Source organism: Sphingobacterium sp. UBA6317 (assembly GCF_002440385.1).
Lineage (GTDB): Bacteria > Bacteroidota > Bacteroidia > Sphingobacteriales > Sphingobacteriaceae > Sphingobacterium > Sphingobacterium multivorum.
Genome location: NZ_DJTD01000022.1, coordinates 132432 through 155310 on the forward strand (window position 1 = coordinate 132432; position 22879 = coordinate 155310).

At 41.2% G+C, this 22879-nt stretch carries 17 protein-coding genes; 11 read left to right on the top strand and 6 right to left on the bottom strand.

Annotated elements, in window-relative coordinates:
• Positions 1-124 precede the first annotated feature (124 nt).
• Positions 125-4171 (bottom strand): glycoside hydrolase family 2 TIM barrel-domain containing protein, encoded by a 4047-nt coding sequence (locus B3E92_RS06565; protein ID WP_070563599.1) that lies wholly within the window; start codon positions 4169-4171, stop codon positions 125-127.
• A 383-nt stretch (positions 4172-4554) separates the two neighbouring features.
• On the opposite strand from B3E92_RS06565, the gene B3E92_RS06570 reads away from it, so the two are divergent.
• Positions 4555-5127, top strand: a complete 573-nt coding sequence (locus B3E92_RS06570) for an RNA polymerase sigma factor (RefSeq protein ID WP_046672312.1) — start codon at positions 4555-4557, stop codon at positions 5125-5127.
• Positions 5128-5151: 24 nt separating this feature from the next.
• Entirely contained in the window at positions 5152-6258 is a 1107-nt protein-coding gene (locus B3E92_RS06575; RefSeq protein WP_236586131.1) for a S1 family peptidase, read from the top strand.
• Between the two features lie 79 nt (positions 6259-6337).
• On the opposite strand, the gene B3E92_RS06580 is transcribed toward B3E92_RS06575, so the two are convergent.
• Entirely contained in the window at positions 6338-6973 is a 636-nt protein-coding gene (locus tag B3E92_RS06580) for a peroxiredoxin (RefSeq protein WP_070563280.1), read from the bottom strand.
• 413 nt (positions 6974-7386) lie between these two features.
• Here B3E92_RS06580 and B3E92_RS06585 point away from each other — a divergent pair, with 413 nt between their 5' ends.
• Positions 7387-8523 carry an acyl-CoA dehydrogenase gene (locus tag B3E92_RS06585; RefSeq protein WP_070563277.1) on the top strand — a complete coding sequence of 379 codons (1137 nt, stop codon included), beginning with the start codon at positions 7387-7389 and terminating at the stop codon, positions 8521-8523.
• A gap of 74 nt (positions 8524-8597) precedes the next feature.
• Here B3E92_RS06585 and B3E92_RS06590 read toward each other — a convergent pair whose 3' ends face one another.
• The 4 genes from B3E92_RS06590 to uvrB form a co-directional block, all read right to left on the bottom strand.
• A complete protein-coding gene (locus B3E92_RS06590) occupies positions 8598-9002 on the bottom strand; it encodes a hypothetical protein (protein ID WP_046672308.1) in 405 nt (134 codons plus the stop codon).
• 9 nt (positions 9003-9011) lie between these two features.
• Positions 9012-10262, bottom strand: coding sequence for a glutamate-5-semialdehyde dehydrogenase (locus B3E92_RS06595; RefSeq protein ID WP_070563274.1), 1251 nt, complete (start codon positions 10260-10262; stop codon positions 9012-9014).
• Positions 10259-11290, bottom strand: a complete 1032-nt coding sequence (gene proB / locus B3E92_RS06600) for a glutamate 5-kinase (protein WP_046672306.1) — start codon at positions 11288-11290, stop codon at positions 10259-10261. The genes B3E92_RS06595 and proB overlap by 4 nt, the downstream gene beginning before the upstream one ends.
• 351 nt (positions 11291-11641) lie before the next feature.
• Positions 11642-13675: an excinuclease ABC subunit UvrB gene (gene uvrB / locus B3E92_RS06605; RefSeq protein WP_070563271.1), complete on the bottom strand. Its 2034-nt coding sequence runs from the start codon at positions 13673-13675 to the stop codon at positions 11642-11644.
• 283 nt (positions 13676-13958) lie between these two features.
• Between uvrB and upp the strand changes: the two genes are divergently transcribed.
• The 8 genes from upp to B3E92_RS06645 all read left to right on the top strand — a co-directional run bounded on the left by upp (position 13959) and on the right by B3E92_RS06645 (position 22622).
• Positions 13959-14615, top strand: coding sequence for a uracil phosphoribosyltransferase (gene upp / locus B3E92_RS06610; protein ID WP_070563268.1), 657 nt, complete (start codon positions 13959-13961; stop codon positions 14613-14615).
• 95 nt (positions 14616-14710) lie between these two features.
• Complete coding sequence (locus tag B3E92_RS06615) at positions 14711-15184, top strand: ribonuclease H-like YkuK family protein (protein ID WP_046672303.1); 474 nt, start codon at positions 14711-14713, stop codon at positions 15182-15184.
• 52 nt (positions 15185-15236) lie between these two features.
• On the top strand, positions 15237-15839 hold the full coding sequence (pnuC, locus tag B3E92_RS06620) for a nicotinamide riboside transporter PnuC (RefSeq protein WP_070563266.1): 603 nt from the start codon (positions 15237-15239) through the stop codon (positions 15837-15839).
• A 23-nt stretch (positions 15840-15862) separates the two neighbouring features.
• On the top strand, positions 15863-16396 hold the full coding sequence (locus B3E92_RS06625; RefSeq protein ID WP_070563596.1) for an AAA family ATPase: 534 nt from the start codon (positions 15863-15865) through the stop codon (positions 16394-16396).
• Between the two features lie 150 nt (positions 16397-16546).
• Entirely contained in the window at positions 16547-16957 is a 411-nt protein-coding gene (locus tag B3E92_RS06630; RefSeq protein WP_070563263.1) for a BrxA/BrxB family bacilliredoxin, read from the top strand.
• 394 nt (positions 16958-17351) lie between these two features.
• Entirely contained in the window at positions 17352-18863 is a 1512-nt protein-coding gene (locus B3E92_RS06635; protein WP_254667667.1) for an amidohydrolase, read from the top strand.
• A gap of 196 nt (positions 18864-19059) precedes the next feature.
• Positions 19060-19962 carry a GLPGLI family protein gene (locus tag B3E92_RS06640; protein WP_070563257.1) on the top strand — a complete coding sequence of 301 codons (903 nt, stop codon included), beginning with the start codon at positions 19060-19062 and terminating at the stop codon, positions 19960-19962.
• Entirely contained in the window at positions 19962-22622 is a 2661-nt protein-coding gene (locus B3E92_RS06645) for a hypothetical protein (protein WP_286709372.1), read from the top strand. The genes B3E92_RS06640 and B3E92_RS06645 overlap by 1 nt, the downstream gene beginning before the upstream one ends.
• Positions 22623-22879 lie beyond the last annotated feature (257 nt).

Consider the following 22879-nt stretch of genomic DNA (forward strand, 5'->3'; position numbering starts at 1 on the left):
ACCTTACCTTACCTTACCTTACGTGAAACGAAACGATCGCACTATTTAATCTTATCCTAGGTCGCCAACAAAAAAGCCAGCACCTGTTTGACAGGTGCTGGCTCAATATGCGATTTAAAGCAAATTATTCAGCGATAACAGCAAATTCAGCTCCGGAAGCATAATCATCACCACGTTGGGAGTTAAGTCCTGTAAAGCGGATATAACGTCCTTTCACAGGCTTTTCGAATCGAACAGTTTTTAATTTTTTATTCCGTTCAAAAGATCCGGACATCACATCTTCCCAGTTCTTCCCATCTTTACTCACCTGGATCTTATAATCCTTGATATCACCATTCGGTCCATCCTGTCTTGGTAGAAAAGTGAAGCCCTTAATTGTTTTGCTACTTCCAGCATCAAAATCAACCCAATGTGGATACTGTGCTACGGTAACCGAATACATCGTATGCCAAATCGAGGAAGGATCTCCATCCAATAGGTTCTTGGCATCCCCTTCACCAGTCTCCTGACTTGAAGCAAAAACAACCTCCATTGGAATGGTTTCGATTTTAGTGTATTGTTGTGTTACCTTCAATTTTTCATTTTGTTGATACCAAGCCGTTACTGTACCACCGGCGCGTAAGTCAAAAGGCGCTTTATAAACACTTGCCTTTGCATTGTTCAAACTGTATAATACGGTCTCATTTTTATTTCCCGATTGAATAGAAACTTCTCCATTTGAACTTCTTGCCAACGAAATGGGCGCGTCACCGGCAGTCGCTACCTGAGCCTTTGCTATCATATCATTGTTCTGAATCGGACGGATAATGAAACCGATAGCCGTTGGTACTGCTTTCACACGGTCCTTTTCTAACGGTGGCCCTTGTCCACAGCTATTACCACCAAGTCCTGTTACAGCTGCATCAAGATGCACGTGTACGCCCGAACTTTTTGGTAATTGATAAGGGTGCGGTGCAAAGGTCAACTCAAGCTCACTATAGTCCAAAGCGGATGTTGATAAATGCTCTTTCGCAATAAAAACAACTCCCTGTCCAGCATTATTTGTCAATGCTGTCCAACGCACATCCTCATTGTTACTCATATTTTGCGGATTAGGCCATGGCACAAACTGATCTTTTACAGTGCTTTTGTGCAATTCAATAAATTGTGCTGTCTTCCGATCAGCATAATTATTGATCGGTCCACGTCCATAATAACTATAATTGCCATACTCGGTCGGTAATTGCAAAGCATATCCCAATCGAGCTAATACAACACTTGCATTATTGGATGTAATACTCGACGACAATTCAATAGAGCCATCCTTATAAATTGTCCAGATCTGATTGCTTGTAAATTTAAAATCATCTTTGCCAAAAGGCTTATCCGTATGCTCTTTAAGCGTGTAGGTTCCCGAAGTTCCCCCCAACAAAGACGCGCCATATGGAGCTTGCGATTCAACCGTAAACGCCAATACAACTGTTCCATCTTTCTTGGTATAACTGTTTGAAGACAAAACCTTATGTTTAAGGTTATGTAATCCTTTTTCAAACCATTGTTGGTAAGCCCAGTTGTCATTGTCAACCGGAGCACGTAGTGCATCCAATTTTGGGCCTTCGCCATCGCGGATAACTTGTTTACCGGCATATGTTAGATTATATATCGAGCCTGTTTTATTGTCAAACTTCGCGATAAACTGATCTCCTTTCACCACCTGCAAATCACCCTCTTTGGAAAGCGACGGAGCCCCTCCTTGTGCAACAGCGGAAATCAACGGTTTATTTTCAGCCGCTTTGACAAACAGTTGTTCCTCCATTTGAACAAAACCTTTGGCCGCCCAAGGTCGATCTGTATTGAGAATAAACTGTACTTTTACAAAATACTCCGATCCCGCATCTAACTGCGCATAATTTATCGGCAATATAAGCTGCTTGCGTTGGCGCGCTGTCGGCAAATCAGCGGCACTGATTGTACCTGCACTATTTTTTACTTCTACCCCATCCTTATATAGCGACCATTGAACCTGATAATCGGATAGATCTTTAAAATAATTTTTATTGAAAAGCTCAATTTTCCCCTGTTGAATATCAACAGCCTTTACGCCCGCATTTTGGTACACTTTCTTGACCTCAAAATACTGTGGTTTAGGTTTCATATCGGCAAAGATCAACCCATTATTGACAAAGGTTCCATCATTGGGTTTGTCTCCAAAGTCGCCGCCATAAGCGAGAAAGCGTTCGCCGGTCTTCTTATCGTAATAATACATAGCCTGATCAATCCAATCCCAAATGGCACCGCCCATAAAGAAGTTGGTCGATTCGATGGCTTCCCAATAATCAATTAGGTTACCAACGGCATTACCCATGGAATGTGAATACTCCGAGATATGAAATGGATATTTCAATTTGTAAGTGCCTTTTACAGCTCCTCTTACCCAGTCTATTGAGGGGTATTGATTGGAGCCCATATCAACGATTGTATTGTTACGCTCGTATTGAACAGGTCTTGACGTATCGATTTTCTTGATAGCCTGATAGGCGGCCACGAAATTATCACCCGGACCGGCTTCATTTCCTAAAGACCAGATAACCACTGCCGGATGGTTGATGGTCGAATGCACCATCTCGATATTACGGGCTACATGGGCATTTTTCCATTCAGGAACATGAGAAAGAGACTCTTTGCCATAATAATATTCATGGCTTTCGATATTGGCCTCATCCTCGAGATAAATTCCATATTTATCGCATAAATAATACCAATAAGCAGGTTCTGGATAATGCGAATTCCGGACATGGTTGATATTCGCCCGTTTCATTAATTTCACCTCAGCTTCCATCTGTTCTCTGGTCACTACTTTGCCATGTTCAGGATTGGTTTCATGACGGTTGACGCCTTTCAGTTTCACCGTCTTACCATTGACATAATAATAACGTCCGGACAAGCCAAATTCATCATCCGCAGCCTTGGTATCTTTAATCTCAACCTTTCTAAATCCAACATAGGTAGAAATAGTCTCAACCGTTTTGTTCTTTTTATCCTTCAATTCAGCCACCAAAGTATACCGATAAGGTAATTCGGCAGACCATTTATCCGGATTTTTGACGTTCAACGTTGCGGCGACGCTATTAGAAACTTGACCATCCAGGGCTGGCACAGCTGATGAAGCTTCTGTCTGATCAACAAGGGTATTCTCGTCACTGTATAGCTTATTTTTATAAAGTGAATAAACTACTTTATACCCTTCAGCTTTCTTACTACCCAGATTGCGTACAGTACTCGTAATTTTCAACGAACCATTTTCGTAATTGCTGTCCAAGTCTGGAATGGCCGCTAAATCGCGAATCTGAACTTTTGGCGTTGAAGTAAGCGAAACATCCCGAAATATCCCGGGCAATCTAAACATATCCTGATCTTCCAAAAAGGAAGCGTCCGAACTCCGGTAAACTTCAACAGCCAACACATTTTCAGCACCCTTTTTTAAGTAAGGCGAGATATTGAAAGATGCGACGTTTCTGGAATTTTTTGAAAATCCGACATATTTGCCATTTATCCACAGGTAGAAAAAGGAGTCTACACCATCAAAATTGATAAATACCTCACGACCGTCCCAATGAGTAGGTACTGTAAAGTTACGTCGGTACGATCCTACTTCATTACGGTAGACATAAGTTGTCCAATCTTGGGCTGGCGTCCGCATAACTCCACCGCGCCAATCATCGACCTTTACTTGATGATGAAAGATCACACGTTGATTGGTATAAATAGGTACACCATATTTTAAGCTTCCATCCTTCTGTATACCATAAATATTCCAGCTCATAGGGACTGGAACAGATTCCCAGGCACCCACATTATAATTCGGGTCATAAAAGTCCTTTGGTCGCTCTTCCGGGGTCTTTACCCAGTTAAACTTCCAGGATCCATTGAGCGAAAGCCAATAGTTACTATGCTCGGGAAGTACTTTTCGCGCACTTTCTACGTTCTGAAAGGAGAAGAACGACGCATGCGGCAACTCCTTATTAAGTGATAATAATTGAGGCGATTCCCATTCATTCCCTTTTGGAGCCGTTGTGGCTCCATACTGGAAACCGTCGATAGATGACGTAATCGTTTGCCCTATCGTGACGGTAGTGTCCAGCGACAGCAATGAGGCTAGAATCGTTGAAAAAATAACAGAGTTTCTTAACATAATGTAATTAAGCAATTTAGTCCAGGAAACCAAATGTAACTTCATTTTGTAGTAATAACAAGCAGATTATTAAAGCACTCGATTGCGAAACTTTTTCGATACAAAAAAGATCATATCGAACTTTAAAATTGTTCTATAGGTTCTCCATTTGAGGATCGTACATAAAACAATGTAAAAACGTAAAAAATTGACCCGGCGAAAAATAACGATGTCCTCCCAAAAGAAGCTGATTCCAATAAAAAACAAATGCTTTCGGTTTCAAGGAATAAGCCTTATTTTTGGGGATAGATTTCACTTTAAACAAATAAAAGTTTACGTTTGAAAATATTTCGAAGAATTTTATTTTTCAAAGGGTTACAATTTAAGCATTAAGGTATTAATAGGTGAGTAAATTCAGTAAATCAGTCCTGCTAGAAAATGATGAGCAAATTATTGAAGGCATCAAAGACGGCAACAGCTTGGCGATAGATGCTATCTACAAGCGGTACTATCCGTCTATAAGCCATATGATCTTGCAAAACAATGGAAGTGAGGATGAAGCGAAAGATATTTTTCAAGAAGCTGTCATTGTGCTCTACGATAAAGTTACCAAAGGGAACTTTGAGCTCAGCAGCAAACTTAAAACATATCTTTACTCGATTTGCAGAAGGCTTTGGCTTAAGCAACTCAATCGTGCTGGTTTTGGCAACAGTGACATTAGCGGTTATGAAGATTCCTTATTTGAGGAAGAAGATCTACAACAGCATCAAGAACTTGAAAAGAAGTTCGACCAAATGGAACTTGCCTTAGAGAAAATGGGAGAACCTTGTAAGACAATCTTACATGATTTCTACATCTTAAACCATTCGATGCAGGACATCTGTGATAAATTTGGTTATACCAATACAGATAATGCCAAGACTCAGAAGTATAAATGCCTACAACGGCTGAAAAAAATATTTTTTTCAACAGATTAAAATTAGTGTAACACCATGGGAACAATGAATCAAAAAGAATTTTTCGAATTAGCAGACCAGTATCTTCGCGGCGAATTATCGGCCGAAGAAAAAGCTGCATTTGAATCTTTTTGTGCTGATCAGCCCTCCTATGCTGCCCAATTACAACAACACCGCGAATTTGTTGCCAATATGAAAGAAACCAGTCAACGGCTGGATTTCAAAAATGCTTTAGCACAATCAGCAAAAGAATACCATAAAACCCAAAACAAACCCGCAAAGGTAGTTCCTATAAAACAATCAGCGGTAATTTCACTTTGGGAACGCATCAAAGCAAGTTCTTTAGTGGCTGCAGTGGTAGCGGTATTTGCAGTATTTGGCACATTATGGCTGAGCGGTTATTACAGCAACCTCGAGAAAGCATCTTCCGATTACAGTGCATTACGTAGAGACATGAACAATGTCAAAAAGAACGTCAACGCACACAACGCTGCTATCAGGGATATCAATGACAAAAAATCTGTAAAAGGTACCGAAAGCCAGTTTGGTGCAACAGGATTTATGTTGACGACAGATGGCTATGTCGTCACCAATTACCATGTCATTAGCGGGGCTGATTCGATCTATTTACAAAATAGTAAAGGCGAATCGTATAAAGCACAAATCGTACACACCGATCCAAGCAAAGACTTGGCGATCTTATACATCGCAGATAAGACCTTTAAGAAAGCTAAAAGCTTACCTTACACGTTCAAAACGTCGACTTCAGATCTTGGTGAAGATATTTATACGATCGGGTTTCCTCGGGACGAAGCAGTATATGGTCAGGGATACCTAAGTTCATCAACAGGTTATGCCGGTGATACCATCGCTTATCAGATCTCCGTACCTGTCAATCCAGGTAACAGTGGCGGTCCGGTATTGGATAGCAGAGGTAATGTGATTGGTATTATTTCCGGAAAACAACGTGGCATAGATGGTGCCGCCTTTGCAATCAAAACGAAATCAATCTTGAACGCCTTAGCGGACATACCAAGTGATTCACTGGTTACCGGTCTTAAGATCAACAAAAAGAATAGCTTGGCAGGTTTACCAAGAACAGAACAAATCAAGAAAATGCAAGACTATATCTACATGGTTAAAGTCTATTAGGAGGCATTTATAACTTATAAAAAAGGCAACGTTTTTCAACGTTGCCTTTTTTTGTTCTTTAATTCCAAGGGCTTACTCCCTATAGATTAGGCTGTGGCGTCGTTCTCAAATACGGTTTGATCTCTTTGAAGCCTTTTGGAAATTTAGCAGGAATATCTTCTGTCTTAATCGCTGGCACAACAATAACATCTTCACCATGCTTCCAGTCAGCGGGCGTAGCGACTTGATAATCGGCAGTTAACTGTAAAGAATCAATGACCCGTAAAATTTCATCAAAATTACGACCTGTTGATGCTGGATAGGTCAGCGTCAATTTGATCTTTTTGTCAGGACCGATAATAAATACGGAACGTACGGTCGCTGTTGCGGAAGCATTTGGGTGGATCATATCGTACAATTCGGATACATGATGATCTTCATCAGCAATAACCGGAAAATTCACTTCGGTATTTTGCGTTTCATTGATATCCTTAATCCAATTCAAGTGATCGTTTACATTATCGACGCTTAGCGCAATGGCCTTCACACCCCTCTTGTCAAATTCAGATTTCAATTTTGCCGTACGGCCCAACTCTGTAGTACATACCGGCGTATAATCTGACGGGTGCGAAAAGAAAACGACCCAGCTATCTTTGATATAATCGTGAAAGTCTATTTCACCAATGGTTGTTTGCGCTTTGAAATTTGGCGCTTCATCCCCTAATCTTAAACTCATAATCTTATTTTTTAAATGTGTTTAAATTATATAGTCTACAAATATAGTAGATTAAATTTAGCAAACAAGTAATTCTTCAATTTTTTAAATTGAAATGAAAAAACTAAACTTAATCCAATTGAAAGTAAGGATTTTACAATTATAAACAAAATGAAAACCAACATGCCCCTTGCTACTTGTCCGCCCTACCCTGGCCATTACTTTCCAAAATGCTTATAATGATTAGCTCAAGTAGATTAAAAAGTAATTTGCTATATTACTATGCCTGCATAATATATATTTTGTATATTTGAGTATGTTGGTACACCGAGCTCATAAAATGATTGTGAGTTGGGAGGAAACTTTTTGACAGCAAACCTTATTATATATACGTTATCGGCTTGGTAACTGATGAACCAAAAAACTGAAATGCCATGAATTTTGAATTAAGCGAAGAGCATAAAATGATCTGCGACGCAGCGCGGGAATTTGCCCAGGAGCTAAAGGCTGGGGCAATCGAGCGCGATGAAGCCGCAAAATTTCCAACAGATTTTGTCAAGCAAATGGGCGAACTAGGGTTTATGGGTATCATGACCCCCGAAGCTTATGGCGGAGCTGGAATGGATACGTTGGCCTATGTTCTTGTGCTCGAAGAAATTGCCAAAATTGATGCCTCAGCGGCCGTTATCGTATCCGCCCACAATTCCCTGGTATTATATGGACTCAATGCTTATGGTACAGAGGAACAAAAACAAAAGTACCTGATTCCTTTAGCGAAAGGTGAAAAACTTGGTGCTTTTGCGTTGTCAGAACCTGAAGCTGGTTCGGACGCCTCCTCACAGCATACCACCGCCGAAGATAAGGGGGATCACTATCTCCTAAATGGTACAAAAAATTGGATCACCAATGGTGGCCATGCCGATATCTATCTTGTCATTGCACAGACACATCCTGAAAAAGGCCACAAAGGAATCAATGTATTGATCGTTGAAAAAGGGCTGCCGGGATTTACCATTGGTCCTAAAGAAAACAAATTGGGTATCCGTAGTTCCGATACCCATTCACTCCTATTTTCCGATGTTCAGGTTCCCAAGGAAAACCGTATCGGAGAAGATGGCTTCGGATTTAAATTTGCTATGAAAACACTCGATGGCGGTCGCATTGGGATTGCGGCACAGGCCTTAGGAATTGCTGCGGGTGCCTATGACCTTGCTTTGGCTTACTCAAAAGAACGAAAGACCTTTGGAAAACCGATTTCGGATCATCAGGCCATACAGTTTAAATTGGCCGACATGGAAGTTGATATCGAGGCAGCTCGACTTTTGACGTATAAAGCTGCCTGGACGAAAGACCAGGGGCTTCCTTACGGTAAAGAAGCTGCCATGGCCAAACTGCATGCATCTGAAGTTGCCATGAAACACACTGTCGAAGCTGTACAGATCCACGGTGGCTACGGTTACGTAAAAGAATATCATGTCGAGAGGTTAATGCGCGACGCAAAAATCACGCAAATATATGAGGGAACTTCTGAGATCCAACGTCTGGTGATTGCCCGTGAGATCCTGCGCTAAGGTCTCCGTCATGCAATGAACCCAAAAAGTTAAACACTTTTTTAGGACATTGCATGACGGAGACCTTTATTAATCTAAAGACTCTTCAATTTGTTATCGATCATAGCAAGATATTGATAATCCTGAAAGGCAAAGCTTGCCGTTTCTGCCATCGCCAGATTCAAAATAAACTTTGCTTTACGAAGTAAATTCTCCTGATTGCCATCTGTAGCATTCAACCCATCAAATAACAACGTTAAAGCCAATGGATGTAGTTGCTGAATTTGAAGATCTGTTTTGAGATATGCCGAAAGTTCATTTTCGGAAAGATTTAAAAAATAGGTCCTACTCTTTTCGAAGAATTTCTCATAAGCATCTTCAAATACTGCTGGATCAGTCGGCTCCGTAAAAGCATCATGCCCTTCTGTCCATATGCGAAGAAATTTACCAATTTCTTCGATCCAATTCATCAATACATCTTTCTTAAAACTTAATCCCATGATCTATGCTTATCTGATCTGTCCATTTCCGCGGACAATCCACTTCTCTGTTACCAATTTTTCCAATGCAAATGGTCCACGGGCATGTAATTTTTGGGTCGAGATACCTATTTCCGCACCCAGACCAAACTCACCTCCGTCCGTAAAACGTGTAGATGCATTGGCATATACCGCGGCAGCATCCACTGTATTCAAAAATTGTTCAATATGGAGTTCACTGGAAGAAACAATACATTCCGAATGTTTGGAAGAATATTTTGCGATATGCTCCAAAGCTTCGTCCAAACTGGTGACCGTCTTTATTGAACACTTCAAATCTAAAAATTCTCTTCCAAAATCGGCTTCATCTGCGCGCTTTAAATTTGAAAAATGTTGACCCTGTAATACCTCATAAGCTGTAGGGTCCGCGAAAACTTCCACCTGAGCATCTTCAAAATAAGTTTTCAATTTCGTTAGGAACTCGGCAGCAACAGCACGATCGACCAAAACAGTATCTAAAGAATTACACACCGATGGCCTGGAAATTTTAGCATTGGCAACAATTTTCGCTGCCATATCCAAATCTGCTGTACGGTCCACATAAGTATGGCATACTCCTGCTCCAGTTTCAATAACTGGTACTTTAGCGTGTTCCCTGACATAATCGATCAGCGACTGTGAACCCCGTGGTATGATAATATCCACGAATTGAGTAGCTTCCAATAATTCCGAAACATGCTTCCTATCAACAGGCAACAGTTGCACAATAGTTGTTGCAATACCATACTGCTCCAAGACAGCATGGATCACTTTCAACAACGCCTCGTTGGTGTGTAACGCGTCCGAACCACCGCGCAATAGACAAACGTTACCCGACTGAATACACAATGCAGCAACATCTATCGTCACATTAGGTCGCGATTCGTAGATGACCCCAACGACTCCGAGTGGAACCGTAATTTTCTCGATCTCCAATCCATTTGGCAATATCTTTTTTAGTAATAACTGATCTGTTGGATCTGCCAACTGAGCGATCTGCTTAACACTGTCAGCCAAACCTTTTAGACGATCGCTATTGAGCAAAAGACGATCCTTTTTGGGGTCGTCATCAGCCATACGATCCAAATCAATCTTATTGGCTTTTAATACATCAGTAGTATGTGCGATAAGACCTTCTGCGATGGCATTTAAAATAGTTATTTTGGTATCAGGAGCCAGTTGTTGCAAAATTTGTTTTGCTTTGGCCGCCGCCTGAAGTTGGTTTAAGATGGATTCACTCATAATAATACAATATCATTTGCATGTGCAATTTCTACATTTTTTTTACTGGTCTGGGACAAAGCGGATGAATCCATCTTCGCGCGGGCAACGGCAACAGTTAAGCCTTCTAGATTGACAATATTTAACACTTCTCCTTTTTCAAAATGCTCGACGATACGGGTTACCCCCACAGCGAGTAAACTTTTGTGCTTCAATAATGCTTCCTCCGCTCCACGATCAACCATCAATTCCCCTTTTATTAAACTTCCACTCGCGAGCCATTTCTTGCGGGAAGAGATCTTCTTACTTTGAGCCAGACACAATGTGCCAGTCTCGTGCTTAACCGCTTTTTGTATCGCCTCCTCGGTTTGCATACTAAAAATCACCACAGCAATCCCCATTTGATTGGCCAATCGGGCAAAGTTCAATTTCGAGGTCATTCCCCCTAATCCTACGGAAGATTTATCCTTCCTTGCCAGCCCTAAAATATCCCGGTCAATTGTTTCAATTTGCGGTATAATCTTGTTGTTTGCATCCAACACACCAGGAACGGAAGTGCTAAACAGTAATTTTTCGGCACCAAAACCAACAGCAATCAAGGTTGCCAGCTCATCATTATCTGAAAACTTCAGTTCTTTATTACTCACCACATCATTTTCATTTGCGATTGGAATAACATTGTTCCGCCACAATTCCTCATACGTATTTTTCAATTGTAGAAATTGATCCCGATTGGAAAAGTGATGTCGCTCACATAAACTCTGCGCCAATGAAATTTTAAACGGTCGGAAATAAGTAGAATACGTATTAATCAATATAGGGTTCCCAATTGCAGCAGCTGCTTTGCGTTCGGATAGCGTTCCTGTGTAGCTGGGCAGAAAACGTTTACCGGCAGCAACAGCACCTGAAGAGACCAAGACGATATTGTATTTCTTTTGTAAGGAAGCAATTTGCCTAGCGATCTCCAAAACAATACGTTCATCAACTTCTCCCTCTTTCGTGGTAATAGAAGCCGATCCAAATTTGACAACGAGAATTGGCTTTTTCATTTTTTAGTATGTTTTAGTTTAGATTTGAGCACTAATTTACTGAGAAGAATTTGATTTACGCAAAATATGTTAACAATTGAACAATATAGTTCAATCGTTAACCTTAGGAAGTACGGCCCAATCTATTAGGTCCAGGAGCATTCGTGTACCCGGCGTTTAACCCGTAGGAAATTTTACTTTGGCAGAATGCTGAGCACAAAAAACAGTATTATGCTGTAGATTAAATGTTTCATATGTAGCCAATTTATTTACAATTGCTACAAATATGGACGGTGGAATCTTAATTTATACGCTATTTAGCGTCGTTTAACAAATCTTAAATTGATTAACAATAATTAAAACCGACTTCCTTTACGAAGGGAATCGCTCTTCATAGAGCTTCTCCAAGGAGAACATTTCATCACGATATTTCGCTGCTTCCAAGAAATCCATTTCCTTCGCTGATTTATCCATTTTCTTCCGTACGTTATCGATCGCTTTCTTCAGATCCTTCTCACTGAGATACTGCATCACTGGATCAGCTGCAATGGCCTGCGACGGATCAGGTTCAACATAAATTTTAGGTTCAATACCCGAGAAATCAGCAACAGAAGTCTGCTCTAAGATCTCTTCTCTTGTTTTGCCCACAGTACGCGGTGTAATGCCATGTTCCAAGTTATATTTCATCTGCTTGTCTCGGCGACGATTGGTTTCATCTATTGTGACACGCATGCTATCCGTCATTTTATCCGCATACATAATAACCCGACCTTTATCATTCCGGGCCGCGCGACCAATCGTCTGAATAAGCGATCGTTCGGAACGCAGAAAGCCCTCCTTATCCGCATCGAGAATAGCAACAAGCGTGACCTCCGGCAAATCAAGCCCCTCACGAAGTAAATTCACCCCGACCAGGATATCAAATTCACCCAAGCGGAGCCCCCGCAAGATTTCAACCCGCTCCAAGGTTTTAATTTCAGAGTGGATATAACGGACTTTTAAGTTCAGCTTGGTCATATATTTGGAAAGTTCTTCAGCCATGCGTTTGGTCAATGTAGTAGCCAAAACACGTCCTCCCTCTTTAATGGTCTTATCGACTTCTTCCAAGAAATCATCGACCTGATTAATCGCTGGTCGTACTTCAATAATTGGATCCAGAAGTCCTGTTGGGCGAATGACCTGCTCAACGACAACACCTTCGGTCTGCTGCAGTTCGTAATCGCCCGGAGTCGCCGATACATAAATCGTCTGATTTGTCAAGGATTCAAACTCCGGAAAGTTTAAAGGTCTATTATCCAAAGCCGCGGGCAACCTAAACCCATGTTCTACCAAGGAAACTTTTCGCGATCGGTCACCTCCATACATCGCACGTAATTGTGGTAAGGTCACGTGACTCTCATCAATGACCAGCAGGTAATCTTCCGGAAAATAATCCAGCAAACAGAACGGACGCATCCCCGGTTGTCTACCATCAAAAAAGCGGGAATAATTTTCAATCCCCGAACAATAGCCCAGTTCACGCATCATTTCCAGATCATAATTGACGCGCTCCTCTAAACGCTTCGCCTCCAGCATTAAGCCCTCGTCTTCCAGTTGCGTTTTCCGTTGCATCAATTCATCTTGGATAGCCCAGATCGATTCTTTGAATTTTTCTTTCGGTGTAACGAAGAGATTTGCTGGAAAAAGAGCAAGATCTTCCATCTTGTTGAGCGTTTTCCCTGAAATGGGATCGATCTCACTCAGTTCATCAATTTCATCCCCAAAGAATGAAATCCGAATAGCATTATCCAAGTATGCCGGAAACACGTCCACTGTATCACCTTTAACCCGAAAGGTACCCCGTTTAAACTCTGTGGTCGTTCGCGAATATAAAATCTCCACCAACTTATGCAGGAAAGCGTTTCTAGTGACAGTCATACCGACCCCAAAACGAAAGATAGACCGGGAGAAATCTTCCGGATTTCCCATACCGTAGATACAGGATACCGAAGAGACGACAACGATATCACGCCGTCCCGACATCAATGACGACGTGGTTGCCAAACGCAGCTTTTCGATTTCCTCGTTAATCGCCAAATCCTTCTCGATGTAGGTATTCGTCGAAGCAATAAAAGCTTCGGGTTGATAATAATCGTAATAAGACACAAAATAGTTGACCGAGTTATTGGGAAAGAACTGTTTGAATTCACCGTACAACTGAGCCGCCAAAGTTTTATTGTGGCTTAAAATCAATGTCGGCTTTTGGGTTTCCTGAATCACATTAGCCACAGTAAAGGTCTTACCCGAACCTGTCACCCCCAAAAGCGTCTGGTATTGCTCTGCCTGCTCTACCCCTGCTACCAACTGCTTAATTGCTTCTGGCTGATCGCCTGTGGGTTTGTATTCCGATGTCAATTCAAATTTCATATATTTCCTGTGTCTTTAAGAAAACCATTCAGGCCTTTTCCAGCAAACATTGCACCACGAATTGCTTGAGCCCTAAGCTCAAAAACAGTTTTTGTAATCCGATGGTTTCAATCTGCTTCAAGACGATTTGTTGACCTGTGGTCCAGGCCATATCCTGCTATGTTCTTACACAAATTTACTAAAAATTTTACCATTTTAGCGCAAACTATAATAATACCATAGATGTTATTACTTTCAATTGATTATTTATTATCTTTAGCTTAACTGAACTAGCACACACGCCATGGTCACTATTCTATCTACCCAAAATAGCATTGCAAATCATTTTATTGCCGAACTGAGAGATATCACGATTCAACAGGATCGCATGCGCTTTCGTCGGAATCTGGAACGATTAGGTGAAATTTTCGCTTATGAAATCAGCAAGACGATGGCTTATAAACCTGTTGAAGTTGAAACTCCGTTAGGTGTGGCCAAAACCCATCTCTTGATGGAACAACCCGTACTCGCTACAATTCTGAGAGCGGGACTTCCCTTTCATCAGGGACTTTTAAATGTATTTGATCATGCCGACAATACCTTCATTGCGGCCTATCGGCATACCAAAAAGAGCGGTGAGTTTGAAATTCATAAAGAATATGTTAATACACCAAACTTAGATAATCGTACAGTAATCATTGTAGACCCCATGTTGGCCACAGGAAAGAGCCTTGTATTATGCTGTAAGGATCTCCTGGCCGAATATGACATCAAGGAATTACACATTGTTGCAGCCATTGCATCCGAGGAAGGACTGAATCACGTTCAGGCTTTTGTACCTACGGCACACATCTGGGTAGGTGACGTCGACCACGAACTGACCTCAAAAGCTTATATTGTACCTGGACTCGGTGATGCCGGAGACCTGGCCTACGGTGTAAAACATCATCAATGTGGATAAATTATTTAAAACTAAATTAACACTTAGATCATTGAAATTCAGTAAATTTATGTCAATGATGAAGTTTAATTTTTTTATATCTAATCTATATCGCTATGAGATGGCAAAAATACAATGGCGAATCCATTCGCTCCACGATTTTCGATGCTGTTGAGGAAGTCATTAAACGAGAAGATGCCCTAGGGAATAAGCTCAAGGTTTATATAGGCACCGATTCCCAAGTCAAGAGAGGCATCATCGACTTCGCTACAGTCATCGTCTTTCTCCGGGAACATAAAGGTGGATTTATGTTTATCCAACGGGACAAAAGGCATCACCGAATGAGCATTAAAGAAAGGATGCTGCTCGAAGTCCAAAAATCCATCGATATAGCCTATCAACTCTGCCCCCTCCTCGAAAAACACAAAGTAGACCTCGAAGTCCACGCCGACATCAACACCAATCCAAATTTCCAGTCAAATGTTGCCCTGAAAGAAGCCATGGGCTATATTATGGGTATGGGATTTGTTTTTAAGGCCAAGCCCGAGTCCTTTGCCAGTACCAATTGCGCGAATAAACAGGTTCAATAACGGACTATAGGGCAGACTTTGTATATTTAGGGTGTAATTTTTAATACACCACATGCAGGATTTTTTTCAGCAGATTGCGCGTCAATTTGCCCAGACCTCTTGGCTCGAATGGTTAGGTACCCTGACAGGCTTTCTTTGTGTCTATTTGGCCGCTAAGCAAAATATATGGAACTGGCCAATCAGTATCATCAGCGTAGCGTCCTACGCGATTCTGTTTTATAATGCCAAACTGTACGGAGATACTGTACTACAGTTCTACTTCCTGTCCACAGCTGTGTACGGTTGGTATTATTGGATAAGACGAAAAGAAGAAAAAAAGAAACCTATCGTCAAAGCCAGCAATGGGCAGCTGCTCCTTTGCCTCCTGGCAATCCTGATCCTAACACTATCAATCGGTTATCTCCTCGATAGCAAGACAAATTCCGATGTCCCTTATATTGACGCATTCTGCACCTCCGTAAGTTTTGTTGCTCAATTTCTGATGACGCGCAAAGTGCTTCAAAATTGGCTCTTATGGGTATTTGTGGATATTTGTTATATCCCGCTCTATATACACAAAGACCTTATGCTGACCGCAGTACTCTACCTTGTTTTCACGCTCATCGCTTGGAATGGCTATCGCGATTGGCAGAAAACCTATAAAAATTTTGCGTAATATTGCGTATCAAAACGATCGATGTGGGAAAAGATTTCATAAAAATTGCCGTTGTTGGCCCCGAGTCCACCGGAAAATCAACGATGGCACAATTTCTTGCCAAGGAATTTCAGACGGTATGCGTACCCGAGTATTCACGTTATTATTGCCAAAGCCTCAACAATAAATATACCCTGCAGGACGAAGTCAATATGTTTTATGGACAGGTAGCCCTAGAGGAAGCCCTGATCCCTTTAGCGCAAGACCAGCTCCTCATCTGTGACACCACCTTTCTTACGGTAAAAATTTGGTCAGATCATCTTTTCGGTCATACGCCGCAGGAAGTCACCGATAAAATTCAACAACATGTTTATGATCTCTATCTGCTGATGGATATCGATCTACCTTGGCAGGATGATCCACTACGGGATTTTCCCGAACAGCGCGAACACTTCATGGAGATCTGGAAAAGCGAATTGAACGCCATTAATGCGAATTACCGTCTTATTTCCGGGCTCGGCGACCAACGTCTTGAAAATGGACTTCATGCGGTAAAAGATTTTCTGACATTGATTTGAGACAAGTGTCTTGACGAAGCAGCCTTTTACAGCTATATTTGTAAGCATAAAGTATAGCTGTTGTTTATACGGACTAAAAATACTTGCCCAGCGACAGAAAGCTTTATAGAAACAATTAAAATAGAATATTAACATTTTACTTAAGAAATAATGTATCCAGAATATTTAGTAACTCCAATGCGTCAAGAGTTAGTTGATGCAGGATTCGAAGAATTAAAAACTCCTGAAGCAGTTGATCAGGCTATCGCATCAGAAGGAACTGTCTTTGTGGTTGTAAACTCTGTTTGTGGTTGCGCTGCAGCAAATGCACGCCCAGCTGCAAAAGCTGCTGTAAAAAATGAAAAACACCCAGCTAAATTGGTCACTGTTTTCGCAGGTATGGAAACTGATGCTGTAAACACTGCACGTAACTACATGTTGCCTTATCCGCCATCTTCACCAGCAATGGCTTTATTTAAAGACGGAAAATTGGTACACATGATTGAAAGACATATGATTGAAGGTCGCCCGGCACAAATGATTGCTGACAATTTAGTTGCAGCATTTGACGAGTACTGTTAATCACGTATTTTGATTTTTGAATTAAAAAGGCTGTCCAAGTTATTTGGATAGCCTTTTTTGTATTTGGATAATCCGTATTCGCATTACTTTTCCTTCAGGTTGCCTTTCACTACTTTACTGATGATCTACTGTCCCAATAATACGCGACAATTCAGCGTAGGTACTTCACGTAAAGCAATTCGATAAGTCAAAACCCCGCGTCCGCATCTCCAATAGATCTAGTCCCAAGCCTAGTTTCCGTTTATTCAAAGCTTTTTGCTATTTTTAGGTTATGAAAACCTTCCCAATCATCATTTTTTTGTTCTGCTTGACAATCATTTCATGTTCACCACAAACGAAAGTGGACCTCATTGTTTATCATGCGCAAATATATACTGTAGATTCGGCTTTTAGTATGGCACAAGCTTTTGCTGTCAAAGACGGTAAATTTATTGCCATCGGTTCCGATGAAGAAATACAGCGGAAGTACAAAGCAATAGAAAAAATTGATGCGCAGGGGAAGGCCATTTATCCGGGATTCTACGATGCTCATGCCCATTTATTTGACGAGGCCGAGCTAATGGATCAAGTCGACCTAAACGGTAGCGATTCTTTCGAGGAGGTTATTCAACGTGTCAAAAACTACCAGCAAAAAAATCCGGACAAAACTTGGCTGATCGGTGGTGGCTGGGACCAAAATCGCTGGAAAGATAAAACTTTCCCAACCAAGGACCTACTCGACAAAGCTTTCCCAGATATCCCCGTCTACCTCATGCGTGTAGATTATCATGCGGCGGTAGCCAACTCCAAAGCGCTAGAATGGGCCAAATTAACCAGTATTCCCACGATTCGTGGCGGTGTGGTCGGCGGGAATAATAATATCCCCAATGGCCTCTTGATCGACAATGCAATGGATCTTGTCAATAAGACAATCCCGGTTCCGAGTGAGAAAGACTACTTAAGAATGCTCAAGCGAACGCAAGACTCCCTCCTTTCCGTCGGTCTAACCACTATTGTAGACGCAGGTTTATCAAAAGAAAGACTCGATCTCCTAAAAAAATACTATCGCGAAGGACAGTTGAAAATTAGAGATTATGCCATGATCCTCGGCATTCCCCAAAACATAAAGTCATTTATCGATCAGGGTTTCTATGAAACGGACCGTTTCGAGATCAAAGGATTTAAACTGCTCGCCGATGGTGCATTGGGATCTCGTGGCGCGTGCCTCCTCGCACATTACCATGATGCCCCCACCCACGGCTTTCTCCTCCATAGCCCCCAGGAATACGAAGCCATGATCAAACAGATTGCCGAAAGTAAGTTTCAGGCAAATACCCATGCAATAGGCGATTCGGCCAATCGTATTATTCTGGATATCTATGGCAAATACCTCCACAATAATGGTGACCGTAGATGGCGCATCGAGCACGCCCAAATTATATCGCCTACAGATTTTGACAAGTTTCGAAAGTATCAAATCATACCATCTGTACAACCTACACACGCAACCTCCGATATGTACTGGGCCAAAGATCGACTTGGTGAAGAACGTATGAAAGGCGCTTACGCTTATAAGCGTCTGTTGGCAGAATATGGCAAACTCGCTTTGGGGAGTGACTTTCCGGTTGAACATTTTAACCCCATATATGGTTTCCACGCCGCTGTAGCACGTGTCGACAAAAAAGGCTATCCTAACCACGGGTTTCAGATGCAAGATGCTATAAGCCGTGAAGATGCCTTAAAAGGAATGACGATCTGGGCGGCATATTCTTGTTTTCAGGAGAAAAAACGAGGAAGTATCGAAGTGGGAAAAGATGCCGATTTTGTTATCCTCGAAAAGGATATCTTGAAAATTCCAAATGAGCAACTGCGAAATGTAAAAACAGAACGGACAGTAATTGCAGGTGAGACCCTGTTTAAAAGATAACAAGAACTGATATGCCTAGCCATACCCAATAAACTTATACCGCTAACGAAACAAGATAGCTAACAAAAGTATTGCTAACAAGTCAAACCTTTCTTAACCTGCATTAGCACAACCCTAGGGAGGATAATAACGAAAAGTTCAAATAAATTTTTACAATTACGAATATTTCGTATATTTACGATATAAACATATATTTATGAAATATTCATTATCAATCCTACTGTCTGTGGCCACGCAGCTATTATTTGCACAAGAGCGTACTCCTGCCATCGCTAAAGTACATTACGAATTCAAACATGTCAATGACAGTACCCAACGGGACCAATTTTTACGCGATGAAACAGTGGTTTACCTGAATCAGCAGGGCAGCTACTATACGTCATATTCATCCAAACGCATGCAGGAAGAGGTCAAAAAACAGATGGAAGATCCCGCATTTTCCGGCAATCTAACCCTTACTACGCGCTCCTCGCCCTCATCATCATCTTATCTAATCAACCCCGATCAAAATAAAATAACAGAGGTAATATCCGTTGCTAGTGACCATTTCTCCATTACTTCACCATATCCCACACAGGATTGGGAAATCTTGGGAGATCGTAAAGAAATCGGTGGTTACAATTGCCAAAATGCGAAGGCAACATTCAAAGGCCGCACCTATATCGCCTGGTTTACAACCGAACTTCCATTTTCCTATGGTCCCTGGAAACTTCATGGTCTACCCGGACTTATCCTTGACGCACGGGACACAAAAAATGAAGTGATTTTTGCTTACGCCGGATTCGATAAAATTGAAGATGGAAAAACATTTGTCGAACTGCCACAAAATACCATCGCAAGTACGGCAGATGAAGTAAAGAAAATTCAGGAAGCCTTTAAGGCCAATCCTCAAGCCTACATGCAAGCGCAATCCGGAAAGAATAGAGCCATCAATGTAGGCTCAAACGGAAACATCGTTGCCGTTCGATCCGGTAATTCAGGTGGAAGCTCCCCTATTGGTGCTTTGGATCCATCCAAAATAAAAAGTTTCAATATTTCAAGAGACGATAAATACAAACCTTCGAAGGTTACCAATAATCCGATAGAGCTGACGCCTTAATGAAAGTATTTCTATGTTTATTTATAGTCGTTTTGCTTGAGCAAATAACCTTTGCCCAGCAAACGATTAGTGGAACGGTCCAAGTGGATAAGACACAGCATCCCGTACCCTTTGCCAGTGTCAACATCCTTTCAGACGGTAAAATCATCGCTTTCAAGCCGACAGATAAAGATGGGCGTTTCACAATCACATTGACAAAGGAATATGCGAGCCTTTACCTGCAGATCAATCACCTTACTTACGAAAAATTTGAACTCAAACTTGGCACACAGACATCCAATCTTCGGATCGCCCTCGTTCCAAAAACCAATCTGCTACAAGACGTCATTGTAAAGAGCAAACCTAAAGTGAGCCGTTCAAATGATACGATTTCCTACGACGTCGGATCTTTTGCCAAAGAGGAGGATCGCAATATAGGCGACGTAATCAAACGCCTTCCGGGCATGGAAGTTACCGAATCGGGGCTTATAAAATACCAGGATAAAACCGTTTCTAAACTTTACATTGACGGTGACGATCTGTTGGAAAATCGCTATGGTGTAGGTACACGGACAATCCCGCATAAAATGGTAAAGGACATTCAGGTGCTCGACAATCACGAACATTATAAGGTCCTTAAAAATAAAAGATTTACAGACGACGTCGCCATCAATCTCGTTATCAAAGAGGAAGCTAAGCTGAAGCTCACTGGACAGGCCAAAATTGGCGTCGGCACCCCCAATCTCTATGATCCTGAATTGAATTCAATCCTATTCAACAAGAAAGTAAAGATGCTGAATGTTCTCAACGGGAATAATACAGGTCATGATCTTTCCGGAGATATTATTGGAGCCAATCAATCCTCTTTACTGGCCAAGTTCGGCAGCTCGACTATCAACAATCTCCTGGCGACGAGCACAACAGGCAGTCCAAATATTCCTAAAAATAATTATTACTTCAACAATACCGGTTCACTGAACACCAATAACCTATACAACCTCAAGAATCTCTGGCAGCTAAAATCCAATATTCAGGTTTTATACGACAACGATAGGCAAAATAATGCCTCAAACACGCAATACCTGCTCGATGATGGTGACGTTTATTTTAATGAGCAAAATCACATGAAAACAGCGCGTTGGCTTGGCGCAGCCAGACTTTCGGCATCGACCAATACGGAAAAGAAATATGCGAGCAATACTTTATCATTTGAATATGAAAAAAAAGATATTACAGCATTGCTGGCAAACTCCTCAGGGCAGATCGAGCAGTTCCAAAAACACCACATCAAGGGATTCAGCAACTTGTTCAGCTATATACCCCAACTTAAAAACAATGACATTATTGCAATCAACTGGTCTTTAAATTATGGCAATAAACCGCAGACATTACAGATCTATCCCGGTGTTTTTCCAGAAATACTCAACGATAGCATTCCCTATAAAAGCAGCCGCCAGCAAATCGAAGTTCCTTCCTTTTTTACGGAGGTCAGTACAGGTTATCGCTTCAATAAAGGCAGAATCAAACAATACTATCAAATTGGCTTCAATACAGATCGTCAACATTTCAACTCACTCCTTACCATAGTAGATAATGAGCAACGTGTTCGAACATTGGGCGATAATACCCGTAATAATCTGTATTGGAGCAGATCCCAAGCGTTTATTACACCGCAATATTCCTGGAAAACAAATCGATTTGAAACCCAGCTCGAGATCCCGATCACCTATTTGTTTACGCATTATGAAGATGTCAGCCATCAACTGGCCACGTCCAAAAATTCCATGCTGATCAATCCTAATTTAAAAGCAAGATGGCAGATTTCACAAGAAGACTATCTTCAATTTAACTATCAATTTGCGCAGGATATAGGCAATATTGAAGATATATACCGTGGTGCCGTATTACGGAACTATAGAATGCTTAGCCAAAATAATGCAGCGCTAAATGAATCCAAAAAACATACGTTTAATCTCAATTATAATTTGGCCCGCACCCTAAAAGTATTATTTGCAAATGCAGGTATTAGCTATACAAGATCGCTTTCCAACACGATGTTATCGTCCGTTATAAAAAATAACATCACCGAAAACATATTGGTCAATATGGATAACCTGCAAGATCGATGGTCATCTCAGATCGGATTTGATAAATACATCTTCCCTTTGGCAAGTACCCTCAAACTAAAAGGAAGCATTTCTTACTTCAAATACAATCAATTGTTAAACAATGCGCTAGTGCCTACTCGAAGTATGAGCTATCTATTTCAGCCCAGTATTGAAGCTAAGGTATTTAAATCTTATAATATTTCCTATTCAGGACTATTCAATTGGAGCCGGAGCAAACAACAGGGCCTTGACAATGCGATCCAAAACAAAACTACCACCATGATGCATAACATAGGCTTTCCAGCCAGTCCCTTTAAAAATGGCTTTATGCGGCTAAACCTACGTAATCTTTCCACCTTTCAAACAAACATGAAGAATGCAAGTTATACCTTCATCGACTTTTTTACGCGCTATAAGATCAACAAGTGGAAAATGGATATCGAATTGGAAATGAATAATTTGGCCAATATCAAAAACTATCGCACCTACCTGATGACGGCCAATATGATTTCACAGAATGAATTTGAACTTCGCGGAAGAACAATTTTACTCCGTACAGTTTTTAACCTATAAGGTATCAGACCACCTCTGAAAGAAGCAATTGTCTTGGCCTAATGTTCGTCTATTGTTTTATTGCTGGTTTTTTGCTGATGTGTTGTTGGTCTATTCTTGCGCCTAATGACCAATATCTTGTAATCGAAATCTTGCTGTTTTAGCAAATTATCGATGATGAACAAGAGTAATAAGTTTTTCAACCCCTAGAGGCAAACCGTTTCATTTAAAAAAAAATAGAAAAAAGAAGCCTGAGCAAAAAAATCACCCAGGCTTCT

Excerpts from the sequence above, each read along its gene's own strand:
- B3E92_RS06565 (WP_070563599.1), bottom strand. The coding sequence starts at position 4,171 with ATGTTAAGAAACTCTGTTATTTTTTCAACGATTCTAGCCTCATTGCTG.
- B3E92_RS06575 (WP_236586131.1), top strand. The coding sequence starts at position 5,152 with ATGAATCAAAAAGAATTTTTCGAATTAGCAGACCAGTATCTTCGCGGC.
- B3E92_RS06580 (WP_070563280.1), bottom strand. The coding sequence starts at position 6,973 with ATGAGTTTAAGATTAGGGGATGAAGCGCCAAATTTCAAAGCGCAAACA.
- B3E92_RS06585 (WP_070563277.1), top strand. The coding sequence starts at position 7,387 with ATGAATTTTGAATTAAGCGAAGAGCATAAAATGATCTGCGACGCAGCG.
- B3E92_RS06590 (WP_046672308.1), bottom strand. The coding sequence starts at position 9,002 with ATGGGATTAAGTTTTAAGAAAGATGTATTGATGAATTGGATCGAAGAA.
- B3E92_RS06595 (WP_070563274.1), bottom strand. The coding sequence starts at position 10,262 with ATGAGTGAATCCATCTTAAACCAACTTCAGGCGGCGGCCAAAGCAAAA.
- proB (WP_046672306.1), bottom strand. The coding sequence starts at position 11,290 with ATGAAAAAGCCAATTCTCGTTGTCAAATTTGGATCGGCTTCTATTACC.
- uvrB (WP_070563271.1), bottom strand. The coding sequence starts at position 13,675 with ATGAAATTTGAATTGACATCGGAATACAAACCCACAGGCGATCAGCCA.
- upp (WP_070563268.1), top strand. The coding sequence starts at position 13,959 with ATGGTCACTATTCTATCTACCCAAAATAGCATTGCAAATCATTTTATT.
- B3E92_RS06615 (WP_046672303.1), top strand. The coding sequence starts at position 14,711 with ATGAGATGGCAAAAATACAATGGCGAATCCATTCGCTCCACGATTTTC.
- pnuC (WP_070563266.1), top strand. The coding sequence starts at position 15,237 with ATGCAGGATTTTTTTCAGCAGATTGCGCGTCAATTTGCCCAGACCTCT.
- B3E92_RS06630 (WP_070563263.1), top strand. The coding sequence starts at position 16,547 with ATGTATCCAGAATATTTAGTAACTCCAATGCGTCAAGAGTTAGTTGAT.
- B3E92_RS06635 (WP_254667667.1), top strand. The coding sequence starts at position 17,352 with ATGGCACAAGCTTTTGCTGTCAAAGACGGTAAATTTATTGCCATCGGT.
- B3E92_RS06640 (WP_070563257.1), top strand. The coding sequence starts at position 19,060 with ATGAAATATTCATTATCAATCCTACTGTCTGTGGCCACGCAGCTATTA.
- B3E92_RS06645 (WP_286709372.1), top strand. The coding sequence starts at position 19,962 with ATGAAAGTATTTCTATGTTTATTTATAGTCGTTTTGCTTGAGCAAATA.